Consider the following 16277-nt stretch of genomic DNA (forward strand, 5'->3'; position numbering starts at 1 on the left):
GGCGTTCAGGAGCGCGTGGGTGGCGCCAGCCTGGCGCCGATGCTGTTCGTGGTTCACATCCCTATGGTCGGACGGCGGTGCCGTCATCGCGACTTGAAAACAGCATAGCAGCTAATTGGCGCGCATGGCGCTTCGCCTGCTGGAATGGCGCGATTGCCCGCCCGGCCTGCCCTTACTCTAGGCTCTTAGCCGGCTTGCGCGCGGCGTTGCGGCGCTCCACGAAGAAGGCCTTGAGCAAGGCGCTCGCCTCCTCGGCCATGACGCCGCCGACCACCTCGGTGTGGTGGTTCAGCCGGTCTTCGGCGAACAGATCGACGACCGAGCCGCAGGCGCCGGTCTTGGGGTCGAGCGCCGCGTACACGACCCTGGCCAGGCGCGCATGCATCATCGCCCCCGAGCACATGATGCAGGGTTCCAGGGTCACGTACAGCTCGCAACCGGGCAGCCGGTAATTGCCCAGCTTGTCGGCCGCCGCCCGCAGGGCGACGATCTCGGCGTGGGCGGTCGGGTCGTGGCCGCTGATCGGCTGGTTGAAGCCGGTTGCGATGACCTCGCCGTCCTTGACCACGACCGCGCCGACCGGCACCTCGCCCCGCTCCCACGCCAGCCGCGCCTGGGCCAGCGCCAGCGCCATGTAGCGCCCGGCCTCGGCCGGCGCCGCGCTCGCGGCCGACACTTCCTGCGCGGCCTGGAAGGTCGACTCCGGCGTCATTGCGTGATCTCGGCCCAGCAGTTCGGGGTTTCGTGCAGCACCAGCTTGTGCAGGCGCAGCCCCGTGCCGTAGCGGTCGATGAACACGGCCTTCAGGATGTCGAACGCCACCTGGGCCAGGTTTTCGACGGTTGGAATGCGGTCGATCACGATCGTCTTGTGGTCCGGCAGCGATGCCAGGAAGTCACGTACCTTGTCATCTTTTTCGTACACGATGAAGGCATGATCCCACACATCGACCAGATGCTGCTTTGCCAGCGCCTTGACGTCGGAAAAATCCATGATCATGCCATTGTCGGAATTGCCATCGGAATCGATGACTTGGCCCGTCAGGGTAATCTCAAGGGTATAGCGGTGCCCGTGCAGGTTGCGGCACTGGCTCTTGTGGTCGGGAATCCGGTGTCCGGCATCGAATTCGAGCTTGCGGGTAATGGTCAACATGCTGCGTGTGGATCGTTAAGGAATCTGAAGAAGTTTATGGGTCTGGAGGCTGAGCTTCCATTTTGGATTGGCGCGGCAGGTCTCGATCGCCAGCCGGATGTTGCGCGCGGCCAGCGGGCCGTCCATCGCCTGCACGTAGAAGTGCTCGAAGTCGAGCCCCTCATAGGCGGCCAGGTCTTGCCCGAGCTGCGGAATGACGACCTTGATCTCGCTGCCCTTGTGCACCACCAGCGTCGAGCCCATCTTGGGGCTGACGCAGATCCAGTCCACGCCTTCGGGCACCGGCAGGGTGCCGTTGGTTTCGATGGCGATGGTGAAGCCGCGCGCATGCATGGCGTCGATCAGGGGGCGGTCGAGCTGCAGGAGCGGTTCGCCGCCGGTGAACACCACGTATTTGCTGGCTGGATGAGCGGCTGGCCACAGGCCGTCGATCTCGGCTGCCAGCAGGTCAGCGTCCCTGAACTTGCCGCCGCGCTCGCCGTCGGTGCCGACGAAATCGGTGTCGCAGAACTGGCACACGGCGCTCGCACGGTCGGCTTCGCGCCCGGTCCAGAGGTTGCAGCCGGAGAACCGACAGAACACGGCCGGCCGTCCCGCATGCGCGCCCTCGCCCTGCAAGGTATAGAAGATCTCTTTGATGCTGTAAGTCACGGTAAGCCTCTCGTCAACCTTCCATTATAACGCGCCGAGCGGCGCGCCGCTGAGGGGTTGCCTGGGTTCCACAAAAACCGGGTGCGGATTGGGTGTTTGAGAAGAAACAAGATTCCACCAGCTGCTCGGCGGTATGGTCCTACGGAATGTTCCGAATCCGTTAAGAGGCTACCCATGAAAAAGTCATCGGTTCTCCTAGCATCCCTCGCTTTCGTTTCCCACCGCGCCGTGGCCAGCGAAGCGCATGCGCTGGTGCCGCTGCCGTGGCGCGGCGCGGCGCCGGAAGTGCTGGCCTGCGTCATGGTCACGCTGGCGGCCCTGGTGCTGGCCTACATCGGCCTGCGCCGCAGCGTCGTCACCGACGAACGGGCGCGCGCGCTGCAGGACCAGCTCACGGCCGAGCGCGAGGCGCGCTGCCAGTCCGAGCAAGCGCTGGCCGACAACCACGACCTGCTGTGCCGACTGGTGCGCCAGTCCGACGGCGCGCGCGCAGGCGCAGGCGAGCAGACCCGGATCGGATCCGAATTGCAGGCCGAGCTTGGCCGACGCCTGTCGAGCTTGCGCAATGAGATGGCGAGTCTGCGCGAGTGCGCCGAGGCGACGCCCGCCCCGGTGCTATTGACTCACCTCGACCGCGTGCTGGGCGGCATCGACGGCGCGATCCATGCACTGCGCGCCGTCGGCGGCGGCCTGCGCGGCGGCGCGCATTCGGGCGACGGCCTGCGCCAGGCGCTGGAGCGCTGCCTGGCCGAGCATGCTCACCGCCACGGCCTGGGCTACCGCTTCGAGGCCGGCGTCGATCCAAGTTCGCGCGCCGGCCAGGACCGGGCGGCGCGCCTGGCCGTGTTCCGCGTGCTGCAGGACGTGCTGGCCGGCGCCGCGCGCGGGGCCGGCAATGCGGGTGTCGCACAGCGCGGGCCGGAAAGCGAACTCAGGGTGCGGCTGCTCGAAGGCGCCAGCACGCTCGGCCTCGAGATCGACGGCTGCGCCGGCACGGTGGACGACGTATCCGCCCTGCCCGTCGATCTGGTCGAGCAGATCCGCGCCATGGGCGGCGTGCTGCGGATCGCCGTCAGCGCCGGGCGGCGCGCCCGCTGGACGCTCTCGCTGCCGGTGCGCGCTGCGGCGCCAGATCCGGTGCGCGCTCCGGTGCGCGACCCGCTGCCCGATCCGGCGCCCGGCCTGCCCGCATTCACCCCGAAGGCCGCCTGACCGCTCAGCGTTGCAAAATGCCCCCTCGCCATTGTCCTTGCTTAAAATCAATGGCCCGAACAGGCGCAGGTTGCAGAATCGGTCCCTGGCGGCACCACATTGATTGCCGCTCTTCGACACCGCAACCATTCGCAGAGGACGGCTCATGAGCGCACCCAGCACCGGCACAGGCCCGACAGCCCTGGTCCAGGACGTCGCATTCGTGGGGCAGTTGATGGAAAGCCTGTCGGTGCCGGTATTCGTGCTGGACACCGATGCCCGCGTCATGATCTGGAACCGCGCCTGCGAGCAGCTGACCGGCGTGCCGGCGCCGGAAGTGCTCGGCACCGGCGACCATTGGCGCAGTTTCTACGACATCCAGCGTCCCACCCTGGCCGACATGGTGCTCAAGGGCCGGCGCGACGAGCCCCGGCCCACCATTGGCGCGGACGGCCGTTGTCCTGCTGCGCTGTCGATCGAAACCTGGTGCGACATGCCGCGCGCCGGCCGGCGCCGCTACCTGGCGGCCGACGCCAGCCCGATCTTCGATGCCAGCGGCCAGTTGTCGGCGGTGGTCGAGACCCTGCGCGATCTCACCGACGCCAAGATGGCGCAGCTCGCGCTCGAGCAACTGGCCACGCGCGACGGCTTGACGGGCCTGGCCAACCGGCGCTGCTTCGACGACACCCTGCATGCGGAATGGGCGCGCGCGCTCAGCCAGATGCAGCCGCTGTCGCTGCTGATGGTGGACGTCGACAACTTCAAGGCCTACAACGATGCCCATGGCCACCTGGGCGGCGACGAATGCCTGAAACGGGTGGCGCGCGCGGTGGCCAGCGAAATGCGGGCCAACGACCTGGTGGCGCGCTACGGCGGCGAGGAATTCGCCGTGATCCTGCCCAACCAGTCGCTGAAAGGCGCCGCCATCGTGGCCGAGCGCATCCGCTGCCGGGTCGAGCAGTTGCAGCTGCCATGCCGCTTCGCCGCCGGCCACGTGACGGTGTCGATCGGCGCCGCCACCGCCATTGCCGGGCCCGACAACCATGCCAGCCAGCTGGTCGCGATCGCCGACGCCGCCCTGTACCGCGCCAAGCACCTGGGACGCAACCGCATCAGCCTGCCGATGACGGAAGCGGCGTAAACACGGGAAGTTCCACAGCCCCGGCACCGGGGCGAGCGACGCGTTCGCGCCGGTCGAATACGACGCCAACAGGCCGCGGGCCTTGCTGAACGAGGACAGAGAGATCGGCGCGACGAAGCTGAACATCAAGCCGCAGGCGCTGACGATCGCGCCGGCGGCGCAGGTGTGAGGGATACAGGTCAGGTCCTGACCAGATATGTAGGCCTGAAAACGTCGCCCCCGCGGGAGGCGGGACCCAAGGCAAGCTTGCAGCACTGGTCCTGTCCAGTTTGCTGCACCGCTGGCTAACTTGGATCCCCGCCTGCGCGGGGACGACATGCTGGCGGCTAACCCAGGAGTGCGAGCTTATCGCAACTCCTGGAGTTCGCTTTAGCGCGCTCAGCGCATCATGCGCTCCCAGCCGTGACGCACGGCCGATTTCATCTTCTCCCAGGTCGACTGTTCGCCCGGATAGCGGGTATCCCAGTCGCTGCGCAGGTCGGTCTCGACGTCGTTCCACGGGCGGCCGCGGTACCTGTCGTTGAGCGCCATTTCCGAGCCGTAGCTGTAGGCCGGACGGTATTCGTCGTACGCCTCGCCAGTGGCGCCATACACCGAGCTCCAGTGGTTACGGTAATAGGCGTCGTTATCGCCGTCGGTCATCCGGTCCCAGCCGCGACGCACGGCGGACTTCATCTTGTCCCAGGTCGACGGCTCGTCCGGATGGCGGCGATCCCAGTCGCTGCGCAGGTCGGTCTCGACCGCGTCCCAGCTGCGCCCGCGGTACTGGTCATCACGCGCCATTTCCGAACCATAGCTGTAGGCCGGGCGGTACTCGTCGTACGAGCCGGCGGCGGCGCCGTACGTGGTGTTCCAATGATTGCGGTAGTACTCGTCGTCCTCGTCCGTCATGCGGTCCCAGCCGTGACGGACGGCGTTCTTGACGCGATCCCAGGCCGACGGCTCGCTGGCGTCGCTGCCGGTCGTGCTGAAGTCGCGCGTGCCGTCGATGCGGTTGTCCCAGCCGGTGCGCAGCGTGCCCTCGACGTCGTCCCAGGGCTGGTTGCGATACATCTCGCTGCGGCGCATCTCGCTGCCGTAGGAGTAGGCCGGTTTCAGCTCCTCGAACTTGGTGCCACTGGACGCATAGGTGCTGTCGTAGTGGCTGCGGTACAGGCCATCGTCATCGTCACGGGTCATGCGTTCCCAGCCGTGGCGCACCGCGGACTTCATCTTTTCCCAGGTCGATGGCTCGCCGCCGGCAGCGTAGCGGCGATCCCAGTCGCTGCGCAGGTCGGTTTCGATGTCGTCCCAGGCACGGTTGGTGTAGCGGCCGCTGCGCGCGGCTTCGCTGCCGTAGCTGTAGGCAGGCAGGTAGTCGTCGTAGGACGCGCCGCTGGCGCCGTAGGTGGTGTCGAAATGGTCGCGGTAGTCGCCGTCGTACGAGCCCGAGGCGCTCGATCCCGAGCCGGCGCCCAGGCCCAGCGCGGGATCGGCCTGCCCCGCCTGGCCGCGCGAGAAGATGCGCACGCCGCTGCGCTGCTTGTCCAGGTTCGCCCCTGCGCCCGCCAGCCCGCCGGTATGGCTGCCCTGGAGATCGCGCTGCAGCGAGTCGCTGCGGATCGAGCCTTCCAGGGCCGAACCCTGGATGGAAGCGGTATTGTTCGACAATGCGCCGGCCGCCGAAGCGGTCGAGCCGGTCGACGCGGTCGCAGCGGTCGAAGCGGTATTTGCACCCCGGGCCGCGATGCGGTCGTTGTCCAGTTGCGCGCTGCCGGCCGACAGGCCGCCCTGCTGGCTGCCTTCGAGCGGCGCATTCTGCACCGGGTCGTCGCGCAGCGTCGAGCTTTGCAGCGAGGTGCCGCCGGTGGCGGTCAGGCCGCTGTTGCCCATCGATTCCTGGTGGGTGCCGCCCACCGGCACGTCCTGGTTCATCGAGCGCTGCTGGAACAGCTCGCGGTCGCCGGGATTGTCGAGTTTGGGAGCCGACGCCGCTTGCGCATTGCCGAGCGCGCCCGACTGGGCCGACATCGACGACGATTGCTGCATGCCGGCGCTGCTGCCCATGCGCATGGCGCCGGCGCTGATGCCGCCCGCCGCCATGTCCGGCATGCCGCTGGAGCTCTCGTCGATGTCGGTCGGGCCATAGCGCTCGACGATGTCGGCGGCGCGTTCGACTTCCGGCAGCGAGACGGCGATCAGGGTGAGGACATGATGGCCGCGGGTCACGGCGCCTTCGTAACGGCTCACGTGTTCCGCGTGATCCGAGCCGAACAGGTCATTGAAGAAATTCTTGATGCTGGCGGTGATGCCAGTATCGCCATCGTGGCTGCGTTCTGCGCCAAGGTCGGAACGGCCGGTCTCGCTGTCGGTCTGGCCGGTCGGGTCAGCGTTCGACAGACGCACGTCGGTACGGATAAAGCCCGACGACAGCAGTTCGTTCATGGCGTTCTGCGCATCGGTGCGGTTGTCGAACACCGCGACAAGAGTGTGTTGCATGGTCGTTCCTCCAAAAAATGATCGTTCTGGCGCCAGCGGCGACGTCGCCGCACCGTATGCGCTTTGTTGTCAAGATTACTCCAATACTGATGGGGCTCGCACACCATTGACTACTGGAAAGTTAATGTCAGAACAAAGCGAAATCGCGCGTCGGCGCACAGCCGGACGGGGCTGTAGGCGCAGGACGACAAAGAGAGAAAGCGGGGAAAGGCCGGGCTGGCGCCCGGCGCGGGGAGCGCACCGGAACCGGTGCGCCGCGCTTCAAGCGAAGGGGTTGTCGATCGTCTTGATCTCGGGCGGCGGCAGCACGTCCGGCAGATCGCGCGCCTCGAGCGCCGCCACGATCTCGCCCAGCAGTGCGTGCAGGCGACGCGCCTTGTCCAGCCCTGCCAGGTCGGCGGTCAGATCGACGTCGCCCGAAATGGTGATGCGGTCGACGCGATTTTCCAGCATCAGGTCGCCGATGCCGGCGACGTCGGCCTCGTTGGCGAACGGGGCGAAGGAGGCGGGTTTCTTCTTGCTCATGGCGTTCCTTTACGATCGGTTCTTGCGCTGCTTGATCTTCGGCAGGCGCAGCATGCGTTCTTTTTGCTTCGCGGACAGGGACGGCAGCAGTTCGATGCCGACAATGCGCTCCAGTTCGGCGACCGGCACCACGTTGATCGGCGCATCGGCGCGGTTCTCGGTGAACCAGGCCGCCGCCAGCTTCTGGCGCGGACTGTACACCACCTTGTACAGGTGGGTCGGCACGATCACGTTGCCGACCTTCTTCAGGCTGGCGCCGAGGAAGGCCGGGCCGGTGATCACGTACAGTTCCCCTTCCTTCTTCGCCATGGTGCGCACCGCGCCCTCGATCGGCGCCCAGATGTGGCGGTTGTGGTCGCGGTCTTGCGGAACCATATTGGCCAGCGAAAAACTCTCGCGCTGGGTGCGGCGGTCTGGCATGTTGGCGTTCGGCGCCAGGTGGCCGCGGTCGAAGCCGCTGCGCGCATAGTCCGACAGCTCGGCGCGCTGGCCGCGCGGCAGGCGCTGCTCGGCGTGGAACTTGTCGTCGCGGTCCAGGCCCTGGGCCCGCTTGAGATTATCGGCGCGCACGTATTCGGCCGACCACAGCGGCGTGCGCGTCACGCCCGAATGCACGACCCCGAACACGCCGTAGCACAGCTCGCGCGTGGCCGTGGCCAGTTTCTTGTTCTGGATCTCGGGTGGGCGGCCGTCAAGGTAGTGGACGGGACAACTGTCGGCTTGCGCAGCGCCGGCGGACAACAGGGCGCCGGCGACGGCAAGGCGGGCAAGCAGTCTGCCCAGGGTGGAGCGAAGCATCATGGAACGGCCAGGTGAAGAAAGCGGGCATTTTAGCTGAGCAGGTGCTCTTGAGCATAAAGTTTGCGTCGATGGGTGCGCGACGCCAGCCACAATCGTGCGGATGATCGAGGCACAACGGTGCGCACAATTGTGTGAGCAATTCCACGCGGAATGTTTTAAAATTAACGCTTTCTCAATTAGATTTTCCATTTGGGAAACAAGTTCGCCACGAATGACTCACCCGTCAATACCGGAGGATCTGCGCCGTTTCGTCCTGACGAGCGTTCCTTCCGTGCCCTTCCTGGAAGCCATGCTGCTGCTGCGCGCCGACCCCACCCAGCAGTGGGAAAGCGCGATGCTGGCCAGCCGGCTCTACATCCGCGAGCGCGTGGCGGGCCAGTTGCTGATCGATTTATGCACGGCGGGCATCGCGCAGCCCTGCGATCCTCCCGCAGCCCATTGTTACCGCTACGAGCCTGCCAGCGAGGCCCTGCGCGACAGGATCGACCGCCTGGCCGACCTGTATGCCCGGCGCCTGGTGGAGGTGACCCACCTGATCCACTCCAGCCTCGAGCGACAGGCCCAGCAGTTCGCCGACGCCTTCCGGCTGCGCAAGGACGGGTGAAAGGAAACGGTGGTCAGCCTATCTGCATGCAAGACACTGAAGTAATCGGACGTAATGAGCGGGCGCCAGGCGCCGACACGAATAATGAGCATACCCTTCGGGATGATGTGATATGGGCCAATTGATCTATACCCTCTGCATGCTGACCTCGCTGACGTGCGCCGTGCTGCTGTTCGCCGGCTATCGGCGCACGCGCCACCGCCTCCTGTTCTGGAGCGGCGCCTGCTTCACGGGGATGACCCTGAATAATCTGCTGCTGTTGCTGGACAAGGTCGTGTTCCCCACCGAGATCGACCTGCTGCCGTGGCGTCAGGCCAGCGCGCTGGTGGCCTGCCTGCTGCTGCTGTACGGCCTGATCTACGAGAAGGACTGACGCGATGACCGATCTGCTGGCCGGCGCCATTGCCATGGCTTCCATCACCATCGCCCTGTTCTTCTTGCGCTTCTGGCGCGCCAGCGGCGACCGTTTCTTCCTGTATTTCGCCCTGTCGTTCGCGATCGAGGGGCTGCACCGCGTGTATGCGGCATTGCGCGACGACGGCGGCGAGTACTCGCCGCTGCACTACCTGATCCGCCTGCTGGCCTATGGCCTGATCTTGTGGGCCATCCTTGAAAAGAACTTGCCGCGTAAAAAGCGTGGCCCGTGAGCAGTCGATGCGCGCCTGACGCGCTCGTTGCTTGCAGGCGCGCGCAGGCGGCGCTGGCGTGCGCCTGACGCAGAGCCGCTGCCTCATAATCAAAACACATCCACTATGTCATGGAGTTCCTCATGAGCACTCCCGATCATTCGGACCGCAGGCAGGACGTCCCGGTTCCCGCCGGCGGCCAGGACAACCGTTCCGACAACTTGTTGCCGGGCGACGAAGGCGCGGAAGACGGCCGCTTCGACGTGGCCGAAGAAGTCAGCCTCGACCAGCAGTCCGACGAGGCGCGCCGCATCGGCCAGGCGCCATCGCAGGGGATCGCCGATGCCGTTCCCGAGGCGCTGCGCACGCCCGTTCCTTCGCAGCAGGTGCCTGACAAATCCTGACGAGAACACCGCACGGGAAGACGCAACATCGTTGACATGGCCCTGCGAGCTATTTAAATTGCCGAAATAACCATAATTCTCGGGCAACGATGTCTGTGACCGACACCCTACCGCACACCGGGGACAGGAGCATCCTGTTCATTTGCAAGCGCGCGATCGACGACCCGATCGTCACCCAGGTCTCGTGCGAACTGGACCAGGCCATCGTCCGCGCGCCCACCCAGTCCGCCGGCCTGGAACAGGCGCGCACGGGCGACTTTCCCCTGATCCTGGTCGGCTATGCGGGCGACGCCGAGGGCATCCTCGAGACCATTCGGGCGGTGCGCGCCAACCCGCGTTCCAGCCGCACCCCGATCGTGGCGCTCGGCCTGCCGCAACCCCTGCCCTTCCCACAAGAATACCTATACGACGCCGGCGCCATCGCCGTGCTCACCGAACCGCTTTCGCCGACGATCCTGCGCGCCAAGGCGCGCTTCTACACCGAGGCCTTCGACAGTCAGGTCGAAAGGCGCCGGGCCGAAACCGAACTGGAACAGACGCGCTCGCGCCTGGAACGCATCGTCGAGGCCGCCGAGCTGGGCATCTGGTCGTGGGACATCGTGGCCGACCGGCTCCGCGCCGACGCCCGCATGGCGGCGCTGTTCGGCGTGCCGCGCGAGCGGCGCCTGGACGCCCCGCTCGCCACCTACCTGGCGGCGTTTCATCCGGACGACATCGCCCCGACCATTGCGCTGATTAATTCCGCCATCGACGGCGGCGGCGCGTACGCCGCCACCTACCGCATCCGCGCGGCCGCCGGCGGCTGGCGCTGGATGATCGCGCGCGGCCACGTCGAGTACGACGACGATGGCGCGCCGTGCGAAGTGCACGGGGTGGTCATGGACGCCACGCGCCAGCGCGAGGCCGAGCAGCAGCTGCGCGCCACCGAGGAGCGCTACCGCACCGTGTTCGACTCGATCGACGAGGGCCTGTGCGTGATCGACATGATCTACGACGGCGATGGCCAGCCGTGCGACTACCTGTTCGTCGAGGCCAATCCGGCCTTCGTCAAGCACACCGGCCTCGTCGATGCGGTGGGCAAGACGATCCGCCAGCTGGTGCCCACCCATGAGCAGCACTGGTTCGAGATCTATGGCCGGGTGGCGCAAACCGGCGAGGCGGTGCGCTTCGAGAACGAGGCGCGGGGCCTGGACCGCTGGTACGACGTGCACGCAACGCGGCTGGGTCCGCCCGAGCTGCGTCGCGTCGCGGTGCTGTTCACCGACATTACCGAACGGCGCCGCTCCGAGGCCGCGCTGCGACGCATGGCGGCCGACCTGTCCGAAGCCAACCGCCTCAAGACCGAGTTCCTCGCCACCCTGGCGCACGAACTGAGAAATCCGCTGGCGCCGATTCGCAGCGGGCTGCAGTTCATCCGACGCTCGCCCGACGACCGCGAAGCGGTCGGCCGCGTGCACGGCATCATGGAGCGCCAGCTCGACCACCTGGTGAACCTGGTCGACGACCTGCTGGACGTCGCGCGCATCACGCGCGGCCAGGTCGAGCTGCGGCGCGAGCGGGTCGACCTGGCGACGGTGCTGGCAGCCGCGGTCGAGACCAGCATGCCGCTGATCGAGGCGGCGCGCCACGGTTTCGAACTGCGGTTGCCGGACGAAGCCCTGGTGCTGGAGGCCGACCCCACCCGCCTGACCCAGGTGGTGAGCAATCTGCTGAACAACGCGGCGCGCTATACGCCCAAGGGCGGACGCATCGCGCTGGAAGCCAGGCGCGATGGCGAGCAGGCGGTGGTGACGGTGACCGACAACGGGATCGGGATCGCGCCCGAGGCGCTGGAAGACGTGTTTCGCATGTTCACCCAGGTCGGTCAGGCGCAGCAGGCTGGATCCGGCGGGCTGGGCATCGGCCTGTCGCTGGTGCGCAGCCTCGTCGAGCTGCATGGCGGCAGCGTGAGCGCCGCCAGCGCCGGCGTCAACGCCGGCAGCGCCTTCACGATACGCCTGCCGCTCGTCGCCGATGCGGCGCTGCCGGCGCTCGAGGCCGGGGCGACCGGGACGGCCCTTGAGGCCGCGCCGCCAGGGCGCAGCGTGCTGGTGGTCGACGACAACCGCGACGCGGCCGACACGCTGGCCGCCCTGCTCAACATGATGGGCCACCGCGCACCGGTGGCCAACGACGGCCGCCAGGCGCTGCGCATGCTGCCCAGTCTGATGCCGGACGTGGTGTTCCTGGACCTGGGCATGCCGGGCATGTCCGGCTACGAAGTGGCGGCGGCGATCAGGCAGGACGCCCGCCTGGCGGGCATCCGGCTGGTGGCGCTCACGGGATGGGGTGGAGAAGCCGACCGGGCCAGAACCCGGGCGGCGGGCTTCGACGAGCACCTGACCAAGCCGGCGACGGTCGAGGCGATCGAACAGGTGCTCAGGAGGAGTTAGGTTGAGCCGGGCGCGCAGGCGGAGATCCGCCTGCCGGCGCGATTTTAGCCGACCTGCGCCACCGGCATCTTCTCCGCCGTCGACCGCACCGCTTCCTGGCTGTTGGCAAAGAAGCGCTCGACCTTGTTGCTCGGGACGGCGTTGCCGATCAGCTCGTGCATGCGGCTGGCGGTCAGGTCCCATGAGGTGCCGGCCACCACGTCGCGCATGCGGCTGGCCATCGCCTGGCGCTCGTCGTCGCCGAGCGCCAGCTGGCGTTCGCAGGCGGCGATGAAGTCGGCGTGGGATTCGGCGATCTCCACCACGTCGCCATACGGCACCTTGACGTCGGTGATCGGGGTCGACACGCATGGCAGCTCAACCGCCATGTATTCCAGCACCTTGGTCGGGCTGATGAACTTGGTCGAATCGTTCATCGCGAACGGCAGCAGGCAGACGTCCCAGCCGGCCAGGAACTGCGGCAGCTGGTCATAGGTGCGCTGTCCCATGTAGTGGACGTTCGGCTGCTTCGGCAGGGTCGCCGGGTCGATCTTGACGACCGGGCCGACCAGCACGATCTGCCAGTCCGGGTGGGCATCGGCCATGCTCGAGACCAGGTCGACGTCGAAGCGTTCGTCGATCACGCCATAAAAGCCCAGGCGCGGATACGCGATATGGGCCTGGTCCGGGTGCGAGATGGCGCGGTCCTGGGCCTGGCGGAAGTGCTTGGCGTCGACGCTGCTCGAGAAGCAGTGGGCGTTGGCGTGGCGGTCGCGCTTCGACTGGTACAGGCTCGGGCCGCCGGTAAAGACGACGTCGGCGATGTTCAGCAGCGCGCTTTCGCGCTGCAGCAGCTGTTTCGGCGCATTCTTGAACATGGCCAGTTCATCCATGCAGTCATAGATCACCTTCGACGGCTTGAACACCTGCAGCAGCGGCAGCGCCATCGGGGTGTAGAACCAGACGATCGGCGCCTCGTCCAGGGGCACGAGGTCGGCCAGCAGCACCTGCAGGGTCGGCAACTGGTCGTCATGGAAGCCGAACTGCTGGATCGGCGTATGCGGGCGGCAGACGGTGATGTTCGGTGCGACGGTGGTCTGTTCGAGACGTGCCTCGCCTTCGGTGTGCATCGGTTCTTCGATGAAGAGGATGTTGTAGTGTTCAGCCAGGCGGGTCATCAGGTGCTGCGGGCGCTGGAACACGAAATCCCAGCGGAGGTGGCAAAACACGATCAGGGTCGGCATGTCGATTTCCTTTCGCCTCGGCGGCGTTCTAGTAGTTTGGCAAGTAAAACCGGACCGGTCCTTATCATTCTGTTCAAGGCTGTGGCGCGCACGGGAAGCCGGTCGGACCACGGAATCGTATCATGCAATTTTCCCAATATTTTCAGTTGTGCAAAGCAACATTGCACCGAATGTAACTAAAGATTACTGGCCTACGGCTGGGCTTCATAGGGAGAGTTCGTCTATCCAGCAACTTTCTGTAAGCGGCGTCCTACACCAACACAGGCAAATCCACTACGAAAAAACGGCGAAAACTTTACGCGTTGCACTGGATTCCCTGGCCGAAAACGGTTGTTTACCGCCCCTGCGGTCGCAAATGCGCCCATATCGGGGCAGCGCACGGCGCGGGCGGCGGGACCTTACACAGGGTGATACGGCTCGGCCCCTTCGGCGTGACCGTCGGCACTGAAGCCGGCCGCGACCGATACGCCCTCCAGGCCGAGGGCCAGTAGTGCATCGCACAATTCGTCGACCTCGGCGGCCAGGTCGGCGGCCAGGTCGACGGGTTTGTCGACGCTGCCCCAGGGCTGGCCGCCGTCGAGCGCATACAGGTTGGCGCGCAGGATCACGTGCTCGCCCATGTCGAGCGGCGCCACCGCGGCGTGCACCGCGTCCGGCGCCAGGTCCTTGGCCGCCAGCAGGCGCTTGGCTTCGGCCAGCACGCCGAGCATCGCCAGTTCGGCCACGCCCTGCTCCTTGGCGCCATAGAACAGGTCCTGGTAGAGGAAGTTCAGCTCGAGGCGCTCCGGGTCGCGCGCGAGTACCCGCGCCACCAGCGGGGCGACGGCTTCGGTCCAGGCGCGGTAGCGCTCCATGCGGGCCGCGAAATAAGCGTCGCTGCCCGCTTCGTCCGGCGGCGCCTGGTAGAACGGATCGTCGGCGCGCTTGAGCGAGAAGCCGAGCAGGAAGCGCAGTTCGAGCGCGGTCTCGTCGGGCGCCACCGGCTCGCCGGTCCAGCCGCGCATGCTCGCTTCGATGGTCGGCGCCGGCTGCAGCTTCTTTTCCAGCAGCGAGGCGGCTGCTTCGCGCAGCATCTGGTGCAGCGTGCCGTAGGCGATGTGGTCGATCTCGCCCAGGTCGTAGGCATGCTGCAGCAGCACCACTTTCGCGCCCTTGCCTTCCAGGCCGTGTTCCTGGAAGCTGGCGGCGAGGCGCTCGAAGGCCTCGAGGTCCTGGAAGTTCTCGCGCCCATCGAGGCCGCCGCGGCTGCGCACGAACAGCGGCACCAGGAAGGCGTCGATCTCATATTCGGGACCGTCGTCGCGCCGGATGCGCAGGGTGGCGGCTTCTTCTTCCACGCGCGCGCGCAGCAGGCGGCAGGCCAGCGGGTCGGTGTAGCGCGCCAGTTCGATCGCCTCGTACAGCACCTCGTCATGCTTCCTGCGGATCGCCTTGCGCACCAGGCCGGCCAGGGCTTCGGCCTGCTCGTCGCCTTGCGCCGCATCGTCCTCGCGCTCGGCGATCTCGAGGGCCATGTCGGCCATCAGCCGGGCTTGTGCGTCGGTGTCGGGTTCGCGCGTGTTGTTCGAGGTGCGGGGTGCGGGACGCTTGTTCTTCGGCATAGTGTGGAAATGGATGGGCAAAATTGGGGAGGTTCGAGCCGGCATGGTAACACCGCCGCGTGGGCCGGCGTAGCGCCATGGTGCAGGCGCGGTGGCCCGGTGTTATGCTTCGGGCAAAAACCTATCCCGAAAGTCCCCCATGTTCGAACGACTCTTCAAACTCAGCGAAAACAAGACCGACATCCGCACCGAGATGATGGCCGGGCTGACCACCTTCCTGACGATGGTCTACATCATCTTCGTCAACCCCTCGATCCTGGGCGACGCCGGCATGCCGAAGGACGCGGTGTTCGTCGCCACCTGCCTGGTGGCCGCCGGGGGCACCGCCCTCATGGGCCTGTACGCCAACTATCCGATCGCGATGGCGCCCGGCATGGGCCTGAACGCCTATTTCGCCTACGCCGTGGTGCTCGGCATGGGCATCCCCTGGCAGGCGGCGCTGGGCGCCGTGTTCATCTCCGGCTGCCTGTTCATCCTGGTCACCATGGTGGGATTGCGCGCCATGATCGTGGACGGCATCCCGCGCTCGATGCGGATCGCGATCACGGTGGGCCTGGGCATGTTCCTGGCCCTGATCGCCCTCAAGAACGCCGGCATCGTGGTCGCCAACGAAGCCACCCTGGTCAAGGCCGGCGACCTGCACCAGCCGGCCGCGATCATGGCGGTGGTCGGCTTCTTCGTCATCGTGGCGCTCGACCGCCTGCGCGTGCGCGGCGCGATCCTGATCGGCATCGTGCTGGTGACTGTGCTCAGCTTCTTCTTCGGCGGGAACACCTACCAGGGCCTGTTCTCGCTGCCGCCGTCGATCGAGCCGACCCTGTTCCAGCTCGACATCGTGGGCGCCCTCGGGGCCGGCATCCTGAACGTGGTGCTGGTGTTCTTCCTGGTCGAACTGTTCGACGCCACCGGCACCCTGATGGGCGTGGCGCGCCGCGCCGGCCTCCTGGTCGAGGGCAAGATGGACCGCCTGAACAAGGCCCTGCTGGCCGACAGCGGCGCCATCGTCGCCGGCAGCGTGCTGGGCACCTCGAGCACCACCGCCTACCTGGAAAGCGCGTCCGGCGTACAGGCCGGCGGGCGCACCGGCCTTACCGCCCTGACCGTGGCCGCGCTGTTCCTGGCCTGCCTGTTCATCGCGCCGCTGGCGGCCGTGGTGCCGCCCTACGCCACCGCGCCGGCGCTGCTGTTCGTGGCCTGCCTGATGCTGTCCGACCTGGGCGACGTCGAATGGGGCGACAGCACCGAGAGCATCCCGGCCGCCATCACCGCCCTGACCATGCCGTTCACCTATTCGATCGCCGAGGGCATCGCCTTCGGTTTCATCAGCTATGCGGCGCTCAAGCTGCTGACCGGGCGCGCGCGCGAAGTCAAGCCGGTGGTGTGGGTGATCGCGGGGCTGTTCGCCTTCAAGATCGTCTACGTCGGCGCCTGAGCCGCCCGCAGAAAAA

General features: G+C 66.8%; 16 protein-coding genes. 8 read left to right on the top strand and 8 right to left on the bottom strand.

All coding sequences use genetic code 11. The features are described 5' to 3' along the window. Positions 1-172 precede the first annotated feature (172 nt). The 3 genes from tadA to queE are packed head-to-tail and all read right to left on the bottom strand — an operon-like array spanning position 173 to position 1803. On the bottom strand, positions 173-712 hold the full coding sequence (tadA, locus tag ABIB38_RS03875; protein ID WP_429201905.1) for a tRNA adenosine(34) deaminase TadA: 540 nt from the start codon (positions 710-712) through the stop codon (positions 173-175). Continuing rightward, positions 709-1152 carry a 6-carboxytetrahydropterin synthase QueD gene (gene queD, locus ABIB38_RS03880; RefSeq protein WP_429201906.1) on the bottom strand — a complete coding sequence of 148 codons (444 nt, stop codon included), beginning with the start codon at positions 1150-1152 and terminating at the stop codon, positions 709-711. The genes tadA and queD overlap by 4 nt, the downstream gene beginning before the upstream one ends. A 15-nt stretch (positions 1153-1167) precedes the next feature. Beyond that, positions 1168-1803 carry a 7-carboxy-7-deazaguanine synthase gene (gene queE / locus ABIB38_RS03885; protein ID WP_429201908.1) on the bottom strand — a complete coding sequence of 212 codons (636 nt, stop codon included), beginning with the start codon at positions 1801-1803 and terminating at the stop codon, positions 1168-1170. 174 nt (positions 1804-1977) lie between these two features. Here queE and ABIB38_RS03890 point away from each other — a divergent pair, with 174 nt between their 5' ends. After that, entirely contained in the window at positions 1978-3015 is a 1038-nt protein-coding gene (locus ABIB38_RS03890; RefSeq protein WP_429201910.1) for a hypothetical protein, read from the top strand. A 145-nt stretch (positions 3016-3160) separates the two neighbouring features. Further along, positions 3161-4135: a sensor domain-containing diguanylate cyclase gene (locus ABIB38_RS03895; protein ID WP_429201912.1), complete on the top strand. Its 975-nt coding sequence runs from the start codon at positions 3161-3163 to the stop codon at positions 4133-4135. Between the two features lie 378 nt (positions 4136-4513). On the opposite strand, the gene ABIB38_RS03900 is transcribed toward ABIB38_RS03895, so the two are convergent. The 3 genes from ABIB38_RS03900 to ABIB38_RS03910 all read right to left on the bottom strand — a co-directional run bounded on the left by ABIB38_RS03900 (position 4514) and on the right by ABIB38_RS03910 (position 7936). Further along, entirely contained in the window at positions 4514-6613 is a 2100-nt protein-coding gene (locus tag ABIB38_RS03900; protein ID WP_429201913.1) for a hypothetical protein, read from the bottom strand. A gap of 261 nt (positions 6614-6874) precedes the next feature. Then, positions 6875-7138 (bottom strand): hypothetical protein, encoded by a 264-nt coding sequence (locus ABIB38_RS03905; RefSeq protein ID WP_429201915.1) that lies wholly within the window; start codon positions 7136-7138, stop codon positions 6875-6877. A gap of 9 nt (positions 7139-7147) precedes the next feature. Next, the gene (locus ABIB38_RS03910) at positions 7148-7936 is read right to left on the bottom strand and encodes a DNA/RNA non-specific endonuclease (RefSeq protein ID WP_429202826.1); all 789 of its coding nucleotides are present in this window, start codon (positions 7934-7936) and stop codon (positions 7148-7150) included. A 274-nt stretch (positions 7937-8210) separates the two neighbouring features. Here ABIB38_RS03910 and ABIB38_RS03915 point away from each other — a divergent pair, with 274 nt between their 5' ends. From ABIB38_RS03915 to ABIB38_RS03935, 5 genes are all read left to right on the top strand, one after another. Continuing rightward, the gene (locus tag ABIB38_RS03915; RefSeq protein WP_429201916.1) at positions 8211-8543 is read left to right on the top strand and encodes a hypothetical protein; all 333 of its coding nucleotides are present in this window, start codon (positions 8211-8213) and stop codon (positions 8541-8543) included. Positions 8544-8655: 112 nt separating this feature from the next. Further along, the gene (locus ABIB38_RS03920) at positions 8656-8916 is read left to right on the top strand and encodes a DUF5985 family protein (RefSeq protein WP_429201917.1); all 261 of its coding nucleotides are present in this window, start codon (positions 8656-8658) and stop codon (positions 8914-8916) included. 4 nt (positions 8917-8920) lie between these two features. Further along, entirely contained in the window at positions 8921-9190 is a 270-nt protein-coding gene (locus ABIB38_RS03925; protein WP_429201919.1) for a DUF5985 family protein, read from the top strand. Between the two features lie 122 nt (positions 9191-9312). Next, the gene (locus tag ABIB38_RS03930; RefSeq protein ID WP_429201921.1) at positions 9313-9573 is read left to right on the top strand and encodes a hypothetical protein; all 261 of its coding nucleotides are present in this window, start codon (positions 9313-9315) and stop codon (positions 9571-9573) included. 89 nt (positions 9574-9662) lie between these two features. After that, the gene (locus tag ABIB38_RS03935; protein WP_429201923.1) at positions 9663-12005 is read left to right on the top strand and encodes an ATP-binding protein; all 2343 of its coding nucleotides are present in this window, start codon (positions 9663-9665) and stop codon (positions 12003-12005) included. Positions 12006-12049: 44 nt separating this feature from the next. Here the strand turns inward: ABIB38_RS03935 and ABIB38_RS03940 are convergent, their stop codons facing one another. Further along, positions 12050-13228 carry a glycosyltransferase gene (locus ABIB38_RS03940; RefSeq protein ID WP_429201925.1) on the bottom strand — a complete coding sequence of 393 codons (1179 nt, stop codon included), beginning with the start codon at positions 13226-13228 and terminating at the stop codon, positions 12050-12052. Between the two features lie 398 nt (positions 13229-13626). Then, positions 13627-14829 carry a hypothetical protein gene (locus ABIB38_RS03945; RefSeq protein WP_429201926.1) on the bottom strand — a complete coding sequence of 401 codons (1203 nt, stop codon included), beginning with the start codon at positions 14827-14829 and terminating at the stop codon, positions 13627-13629. A 139-nt stretch (positions 14830-14968) separates the two neighbouring features. Here ABIB38_RS03945 and ABIB38_RS03950 point away from each other — a divergent pair, with 139 nt between their 5' ends. Beyond that, a complete protein-coding gene (locus tag ABIB38_RS03950) occupies positions 14969-16261 on the top strand; it encodes an NCS2 family permease (protein ID WP_429201927.1) in 1293 nt (430 codons plus the stop codon). The last annotated feature ends 16 nt before the right edge of the window (positions 16262-16277 follow it).

It is taken from the genome of Massilia sp. UYP11 (assembly GCF_050434805.1).
Lineage (GTDB): Bacteria > Pseudomonadota > Gammaproteobacteria > Burkholderiales > Burkholderiaceae_D > Telluria.

Bases quoted from the DNA above. Each gene is read 5' to 3' on its own strand.
- tadA (WP_429201905.1), bottom strand. From the start codon at position 712: ATGACGCCGGAGTCGACCTTCCAGGCCGCGCAGGAAGTGTCGGCCGCG.
- queD (WP_429201906.1), bottom strand. From the start codon at position 1,152: ATGTTGACCATTACCCGCAAGCTCGAATTCGATGCCGGACACCGGATT.
- ABIB38_RS03890 (WP_429201910.1), top strand. From the start codon at position 1,978: ATGAAAAAGTCATCGGTTCTCCTAGCATCCCTCGCTTTCGTTTCCCAC.
- ABIB38_RS03895 (WP_429201912.1), top strand. From the start codon at position 3,161: ATGAGCGCACCCAGCACCGGCACAGGCCCGACAGCCCTGGTCCAGGAC.
- ABIB38_RS03900 (WP_429201913.1), bottom strand. From the start codon at position 6,613: ATGCAACACACTCTTGTCGCGGTGTTCGACAACCGCACCGATGCGCAG.
- ABIB38_RS03905 (WP_429201915.1), bottom strand. From the start codon at position 7,138: ATGAGCAAGAAGAAACCCGCCTCCTTCGCCCCGTTCGCCAACGAGGCC.
- ABIB38_RS03910 (WP_429202826.1), bottom strand. From the start codon at position 7,936: ATGCTTCGCTCCACCCTGGGCAGACTGCTTGCCCGCCTTGCCGTCGCC.
- ABIB38_RS03920 (WP_429201917.1), top strand. From the start codon at position 8,656: ATGGGCCAATTGATCTATACCCTCTGCATGCTGACCTCGCTGACGTGC.
- ABIB38_RS03925 (WP_429201919.1), top strand. From the start codon at position 8,921: ATGACCGATCTGCTGGCCGGCGCCATTGCCATGGCTTCCATCACCATC.
- ABIB38_RS03930 (WP_429201921.1), top strand. From the start codon at position 9,313: ATGAGCACTCCCGATCATTCGGACCGCAGGCAGGACGTCCCGGTTCCC.
- ABIB38_RS03935 (WP_429201923.1), top strand. From the start codon at position 9,663: ATGTCTGTGACCGACACCCTACCGCACACCGGGGACAGGAGCATCCTG.
- ABIB38_RS03940 (WP_429201925.1), bottom strand. From the start codon at position 13,228: ATGCCGACCCTGATCGTGTTTTGCCACCTCCGCTGGGATTTCGTGTTC.
- ABIB38_RS03945 (WP_429201926.1), bottom strand. From the start codon at position 14,829: ATGCCGAAGAACAAGCGTCCCGCACCCCGCACCTCGAACAACACGCGC.
- ABIB38_RS03950 (WP_429201927.1), top strand. From the start codon at position 14,969: ATGTTCGAACGACTCTTCAAACTCAGCGAAAACAAGACCGACATCCGC.